Below are 6179 nucleotides of genomic sequence, written 5' to 3' on the forward strand. Positions count from 1 at the left end.
GCAGGTCGGCAGGTCGTCAGGCTTCAGCGTGAGATATCATGAAGCGAACACTTGATATCAAGGAGTGTGCATCGATGAGTCGCACTGTGATCGATCTGGATGACGAACTGGTCGCCGACGTCGCGAAGGCACTCGGAACCAGCACCAAGAAGGAAACCGTCAACACGGCCCTCCGGGAGGTCCTGGAGCACCGACGCCGAGCGCTTGCGCTCGCTCGGCTCCGTTCCGACGCCTCCGAAGGAGGCTTCGACCTCGAACTCTTCGAAGACAAGATCAATTACCGTCGATGAATGCGGCACAGTTCCTGATCGACACCAGTACTCTTGCCCGTTTCCTGCGCCCCGACGCGGACCAGCACGGCTGGGATCAAGCCGCCGTCGCAGGACTCATCGCGGTCTGCCCCATCACCGAACTCGAGTTCTTCTACAGCGCCCAATCTATCGCGGACCGCGAACAAGGTATCGAAAACCTGCGGCTCCTGTTCGGCTGGACCCCCATCGACGACCGCGCCTACGACCGCGCCTGGAAAATTCAAGAAGCCCTCACCAGGCGAGGGCAACATCGCAGCGCAGGCCCCGTCGACCTCGTCATCGCCGCCACAGCGGAGCTCCAAGGACTAACGCTCCTCCACCGCGACCGGGACTTCGAGTGCATCGCCCGGGTCACCGGCCAAGCACTCCAGTGGTACGGCCCCGAGCCGGGCAAGTAACCCCTCACAGGCATGCGGGCTTGAGTCCCCAGCCACCCACACCTCGCAGGAACATCAATCCTGAATCGACATCACGCTTACCGGCCTCCAGCCAGAGGAAGCGAGGCCGCCTTGCAGATGCCGTAGCGACGTTCGACGGATCACGTTTTCACATGTCAGGGACGGTAGCGAGCAGTAGGTTCCAGAATCGGAAGGCGTGTCGGGCGAGCCTCAGGAGTTCGTACTATCCGGCCTCAGGAGAAGGTCAGTTTCCGCCGGTGGTGCCGAGCCGTACGGTCGTGGTGGTGGTCGAGCCGTCGGGGTGGAGGAGTTCCACCTTGGCCGAGTCGCCTGGTTTGTGGGCGGCGAGGGCTCTGGCGAGGTCCTGCGCGGTCAGGACCGGGGTGTCGTCGAGTGCGACGATCACGTTGCCCGGCCTGAGTGCCGTCCGCGTCCCCTGGGCCGTCCGCACGACGCCGACACCGCTCGGTCTGCCGTGTCTGTCGACCACGGTCTGCGCCGTGACTCCCAGGTCCGCCCGGCCGGTTTCGGTCACCTCGCCCTTCTCGACGAGCCGGCGGACGACGCGGGTGACCGTGTTGGCCGGGATGGCGAAGCCGATACCGGGGAGCACACTGCCCGTGTCCGCGTTCACCAGGTCGGCGACCAGCACGCCGACGACCTGTCCGGCGAGGTCGACCAGGGCGCCTCCGCTGTTGCCCGGGTTGATCGCGGCGGAGGTCTGGATGAGGCCGCCGGCCGTCGGAGCGACGGTCTCGTGCCCCTCGGCCGCGAACTGGACGGTCCGGTTCAGCCCGGAGACGATGCCGTCGGTCACGCTGCCCGACAGGCCGAACGGGTTGCCCATGGCCAGCACGATCTGGCCGATGGCGAGCCGGTCGGAGTCGCCGAAGCCGGTGGGGACGAGGCCCGACGGGTCGTCCACCCTGATGACGGCCAGGTCCCCGGCCTTGTAGACCCCGACGAGCCGGGCCGTACGGGGGGCGCCACCGGTGGCGAGCATGACCTCGAAGCGTTCGGCGTCACCGACCACGTGGGCGTTGGTCACGATGTGCCCGAGGTCGTCGTAGACGATGCCCGAGCCCTCGCTGATCTCCTCTCCCGACCGCGAGGTGATCTGCACGACGGACGGCAGCACCCTGGCGATGCCCCTTCGGTAGTCGGCCTCAAGTGTCAGCGGGCCTCTCGCCACGGGGACGGCCACGGAGGACCCGGTTTCGAGGTCCGCCTTGTCCGGTGTCTCCGGGTCGGCGCCCAGATCGTTGCCGAGGAGTACGGCCATCACAAAGAGCGCATTGATGACTACCATCCGCATCTGCCGCATGTGACGATATTTCCCTTGTTGGCGGTGAAAAGCTGCAGGTGGGGGATATATTTCGTGCAAGTCGACGCCGATGAGGCGCTGCGCCGTACCCGGCGAACCGGTGGGCATGGTCGGCCCCGGGGAGGGCAGTGGGGGTCCAAGCGGATCGAAGGGACGTCTGCGATGGATTTCAGAGACGACGCCCGGCTGGACAGCTCACAGGTGGAAAGCGGTGGCCGCAGGAGGATGCCCGGAGGAGGACTCGCGGTCGGCGGGGGCGCCGCCGGAATCCTCGCGCTCATCGTGGCCCTGCTGTTCGGGCTCAACCCCGGGGACATCGTTGGCGGGAACGAACCCGCCCCCGTGGGGCCGGGAACCGACCTGGCGGCCAAGTGCAGGACAGGGCAGGACGCCGACCAGAACGAGGAGTGCCGGGTGGTCGGCGTGGTCAACAGCATCCAGGACTACTGGCCGACCGTCGTGCAGGGTTACCGGCCCGCCAAGACCGTGATGTTCTCCGGCCAGGTGAACACCGCCTGCGGCGCGGCCGACGCCTCGGTCGGCCCGTTCTACTGCCCTGCCGACCAGAAGGTCTATCTCGACCTGAGCTTCTTCGACGAGCTCCGCACCCGTTTCGGCGCGGAGGGCGGTCCGTTCGCCCAGGCGTATGTGATCGGGCACGAGTACGGTCACCACGTGCAGAACCTCCTGGGCACCAGCTCCATGGCCCAGGGAGACCGGCAGGGACCGCGGAGCGGCTCGGTCAGGCTTGAGCTGCAGGCCGACTGCTACTCGGGCGTGTGGGCGAAGAACGCCTACGAGACCGGCCTGTTCGACAAGCCCTTCACCCAGCAGGACATCCAGCAGGCGCTGAGCGCCGCCTCGGCCGTGGGGGACGACAGCATCCAGGAGCGCACCCAGGGCCGGGTGAACCCGGACGCCTTCACCCATGGCACGTCGGCACAGCGTGTCAGGTGGTTCACCACCGGTTACGAGAGCGGGGATCCCAACCGGTGTGACACGTTCTCAGGGAGCCTCTGAGGCCGTCGCCGACCTGGGCAAGCAGGCAAAGAATCCGAATCTCTCATAAACTACGTACTGTGATCTTCAAGCTGGTCGGTGATGGACGGCCCTACCCCGAGCACGGTCTCTCGCATCGCGAGTGGGCGCAGATACCGCCGCGGCAGGTCCGCCTCGACACGTTGATCACCACGAAGACGGTGCTCGACCTGCACTCGCTGCTCGCCAAGGACTCCACCTTCTACGGCGACCTGTTCCCGCACGTGGTCCAGTGGCGCGGCGACCTCTATCTGGAGGACGGCCTGCACCGTGCCCTGCGCTCGGCGCTGCACCAGCGCTCGATTCTGCACGCCCGCGTCCTCGAACTTCCCGAGGACTGAGAGCGCCCCGAGGACTGAGGAACCCCTGGCACGACGAAGGGCCCCCGGCGAACCGGGGGCCCTTTCGTTGCTGTGGCGGTGGAGGTGGGATTTGAACCCACGGATAGGTTGCCCCATCACACGCTTTCGAGGCGTGCGCCCTCGGCCACTAGGCGACTCCACCGCCGAGCAGCTTACCGGATATCCGCTATTGCTCGCGCATCCGGCGAGAGGTGAAGAAGTCGGTGAGGACCGTGGCGCACTCGTCGGCCAGCACCCCCATGACGACCTCGGGCCTGTGGTTGAGGCGGCGGTCCCTCAGCACGTCCCACAGCGAGCCCGCGGCGCCCCCCTTGGGATCGACGGCGCCGTAGACGACCCGGTCGACCCGGGCCAGCACGGCGGCTCCGGCGCACATCGTGCACGGTTCAAGGGTCACGACCAGCGTGCAGCCGGTCAGCCGCCACTCACCACGCGAGAGAGCGGCCCGCCGCAGGGCCAGGACCTCGGCGTGCGCGGTCGGGTCCGCCAGCGACTCACGGTCGTTGCCCGCCCCGGCCAGCACGGCCCCCTCGGGGTCGAGGACGACCGCGCCGATCGGCACCTCCCCCCTGGCGCCCGCCTCGGCGGCCTGCTCAAGGGCCAGCCGCATCCCGGCGACGTACGCCTCGGGGTTCACCGGAGCCGGTCGAGCTCGTCCGCGAAGGCCAGCCGCTCGGCGATCACCGAGAGCGTGTCCGCGGGGAGCGCGCCCTCCTCCATGCTCAGCTCGACGAGCTCCTCCGGGCTCATGCCCAGGTCGCTCAGCAGCTCGAAGTCGCCCGCGGGCCGTACGCCGAGGTCGGGGGTCTCCTTGTCCGGGGCGACGCCGGCCAGCTCGGTGAAGAGCTCGCCGAGCCCGTCGGTCAGCCCCGCCTGGGCGTCGGACAGGAAGGTGCGCGGTTCCCGGTCTCCCTCGTAGCGGACGATGGCGAACCACTCGTCCTCGACCTCGACGCACAGCAGGGCCAGCTCGTCACCGTTGAGCCCCAGATGCTCCTGTACGGCGTCGCCCAGGTCGTCGGCTATCTCCGCGGCGCCGAGGTCGATCTCGGCGCCGTTCCATCCGTCCTCGGTGCGGACGAACGCCGCGGAGAACACACTGCCAGTGGATTGCCTGGAGGACATGGCCGGTCTCCCGGGGTCAGCCGAACACAGAGTCGATCGCGCGTTCGAAGGGCTCGGAGAATCCCAGACGGGCGGCGATGCTGGACAGCACGTCCTCGGGAAGGAGGTCGATGTCCCCGGAGAGGATGCCGAGCTCCATCTCGTCGAGCCCCAGGTCGGCGAAGATCGACAGATCTCCGGCGGGCAGGGCCGTCTCCTCGTCCTGGAGGATCGCGTCCAGTTCGTCCTCGTCGGGCACCGGCACGTCGAGGTATTCCAGCGCCTGCCGCGCCAGGGGGAAGTCCCAGGACGCGGCGATGTCGGAGAGGAAGACCTCCACATGCTCACCGAACACTCGTAACGCCACGAAGAACTCATCCCCAACGGCGACCAGGCCAATCGTCCCGTTGATGCTCGGCTGCTGGCGTAGGGCGTGGACGAGACCCTGGAGGTCGGAGGTGAGCGCCACGGGAAGCAGCTCCGCCTCCCAGCCGTCGTCCTCGCGATAGACGACGATGGCAAAGTCCAGAGGGTCTTCGTCTGACATGCTCATCCCCACCGGTGCGCTCGCTACGGACGTCAATGCTTTCAGAAGCACCGCGTCGCCGTACGCCTCCGGGGCCAAATTGTGATCCAAATCCGGGTGAGCGGGCGATGTCGTCCAGGCGAGCGCCCGTCGTCCGGGACGTGGGTCCCGCCGCTGTCCCCCGCACGGCCGTCCGGATAGCGTTGACGTCCATGGAGACCCTCGTCGTCGAGCACCCGCTGGTCGCGCACAAGCTGACCGCTCTCAGGGACGCGCGTACGGACTCGCCCACCTTCCGGCGCCTGGCCGACGAGCTGGTGACGCTGCTGGCCTACGAGGCGACCCGGCACGTCCGCGTCACCGGTGTCACCGTCGAGACCCCGGTCGCCAAGGCCAAGGGCGTACGGCTGGCGCAGCCGTACCCGCTGGTGGTGCCGATCCTGCGTGCGGGCCTGGGCATGCTGGACGGTATGACCCGGCTGCTGCCGACGGCCGAGGTCGGCTTCCTGGGGATGATCCGCAACGAGGAGACGCTCAAGGCCGAGACCTACGCGACGCGGCTGCCCGACGACCTGTCCGGGCGTCAGGTGTACGTGGTCGACCCGATGCTGGCCACGGGTGGCACCCTGGCCGCGGCGATCCGGTTCCTGTTCGACCGCGGCGCCGACGACGTGACCGCGCTGTGCCTGCTGGCCGCCCCCGAGGGCATCGCCCACATGGACGAGGCGTTCGCCGGCAGCGACAGGCCGATCCGCCTGGTGACCGCCGCGCTCGACGAACGGCTGAACGAGCACGGCTACATCGTCCCCGGCCTCGGGGACGCGGGGGACCGCCTCTACGGCGTGGTCTGAGGATCTCCCCGGTGTGGGGGGAGGCGTTAACCCTCCCCTTCGTTACCCAACGTGCTTGAATGGGTACGAGCAGTAGCGAGGATGCCTCTTCCGTGTCCCCGGCCAGGGGAGGCCGCGGGCACACATCAGGGAGAAACATGAGCGAGCGGACCATCCAGGATCAGGAGCCGGACCCCTACGAGCACGTCAGTGCCGCGTTGCGGAGCGAGTTCTCCGAGGTCCATCCGGCGGCCACGGTGACCCGCTGCATCCAGGCCGCGCACTA

9 protein-coding genes and 1 tRNA gene are annotated in these 6179 nt (G+C 68.1%); 5 read left to right on the forward strand and 5 right to left on the reverse strand.

All coding sequences use genetic code 11. From position 1 onward, the window contains the following. Positions 1-74: 74 nt before the first annotated feature. Both ACFOYY_RS20285 and ACFOYY_RS20290 read left to right on the forward strand, forming a co-directional pair. The gene (locus ACFOYY_RS20285; RefSeq protein ID WP_386190788.1) at positions 75-290 is read left to right on the forward strand and encodes a type II toxin-antitoxin system VapB family antitoxin; all 216 of its coding nucleotides are present in this window, start codon (positions 75-77) and stop codon (positions 288-290) included. Next, on the forward strand, positions 287-709 hold the full coding sequence (locus ACFOYY_RS20290) for a PIN domain nuclease (protein ID WP_386190791.1): 423 nt from the start codon (positions 287-289) through the stop codon (positions 707-709). The genes ACFOYY_RS20285 and ACFOYY_RS20290 overlap by 4 nt, the downstream gene beginning before the upstream one ends. 244 nt (positions 710-953) lie before the next feature. Here ACFOYY_RS20290 and ACFOYY_RS20295 read toward each other — a convergent pair whose 3' ends face one another. Beyond that, on the reverse strand, positions 954-2024 hold the full coding sequence (locus ACFOYY_RS20295) for a S1C family serine protease (protein WP_386190794.1): 1071 nt from the start codon (positions 2022-2024) through the stop codon (positions 954-956). Between the two features lie 171 nt (positions 2025-2195). Between ACFOYY_RS20295 and ypfJ the strand changes: the two genes are divergently transcribed. Continuing rightward, complete coding sequence (gene ypfJ / locus ACFOYY_RS20300; RefSeq protein WP_362782049.1) at positions 2196-3053, forward strand: KPN_02809 family neutral zinc metallopeptidase; 858 nt, start codon at positions 2196-2198, stop codon at positions 3051-3053. Between the two features lie 59 nt (positions 3054-3112). Beyond that, on the forward strand, positions 3113-3412 hold the full coding sequence (locus ACFOYY_RS20305) for a type II toxin-antitoxin system VapB family antitoxin (protein WP_352013686.1): 300 nt from the start codon (positions 3113-3115) through the stop codon (positions 3410-3412). 73 nt (positions 3413-3485) lie between these two features. Here ACFOYY_RS20305 and ACFOYY_RS20310 read toward each other — a convergent pair. The 4 genes from ACFOYY_RS20310 to ACFOYY_RS20325 form a co-directional block, all read right to left on the reverse strand. Further along, positions 3486-3575, reverse strand: a tRNA-Ser gene (locus tag ACFOYY_RS20310). A gap of 24 nt (positions 3576-3599) precedes the next feature. Beyond that, positions 3600-4043, reverse strand: a complete 444-nt coding sequence (gene tadA, locus ACFOYY_RS20315; protein WP_352013728.1) for a tRNA adenosine(34) deaminase TadA — start codon at positions 4041-4043, stop codon at positions 3600-3602. Positions 4044-4066: 23 nt separating this feature from the next. Next, the gene (locus tag ACFOYY_RS20320; protein WP_352013685.1) at positions 4067-4558 is read right to left on the reverse strand and encodes a tRNA adenosine deaminase-associated protein; all 492 of its coding nucleotides are present in this window, start codon (positions 4556-4558) and stop codon (positions 4067-4069) included. Positions 4559-4574: 16 nt separating this feature from the next. Beyond that, on the reverse strand, positions 4575-5084 hold the full coding sequence (locus tag ACFOYY_RS20325; protein ID WP_352013684.1) for a tRNA adenosine deaminase-associated protein: 510 nt from the start codon (positions 5082-5084) through the stop codon (positions 4575-4577). A gap of 191 nt (positions 5085-5275) precedes the next feature. Here ACFOYY_RS20325 and upp point away from each other — a divergent pair, with 191 nt between their 5' ends. Next, complete coding sequence (gene upp, locus ACFOYY_RS20330) at positions 5276-5914, forward strand: uracil phosphoribosyltransferase (protein ID WP_352013683.1); 639 nt, start codon at positions 5276-5278, stop codon at positions 5912-5914. Positions 5915-6179 lie beyond the last annotated feature (265 nt).

Origin of the sequence: Streptosporangium jomthongense (assembly GCF_042650425.1) — a bacterium.
Taxonomy (GTDB): Bacteria; Actinomycetota; Actinomycetes; order Streptosporangiales; family Streptosporangiaceae; genus Streptosporangium.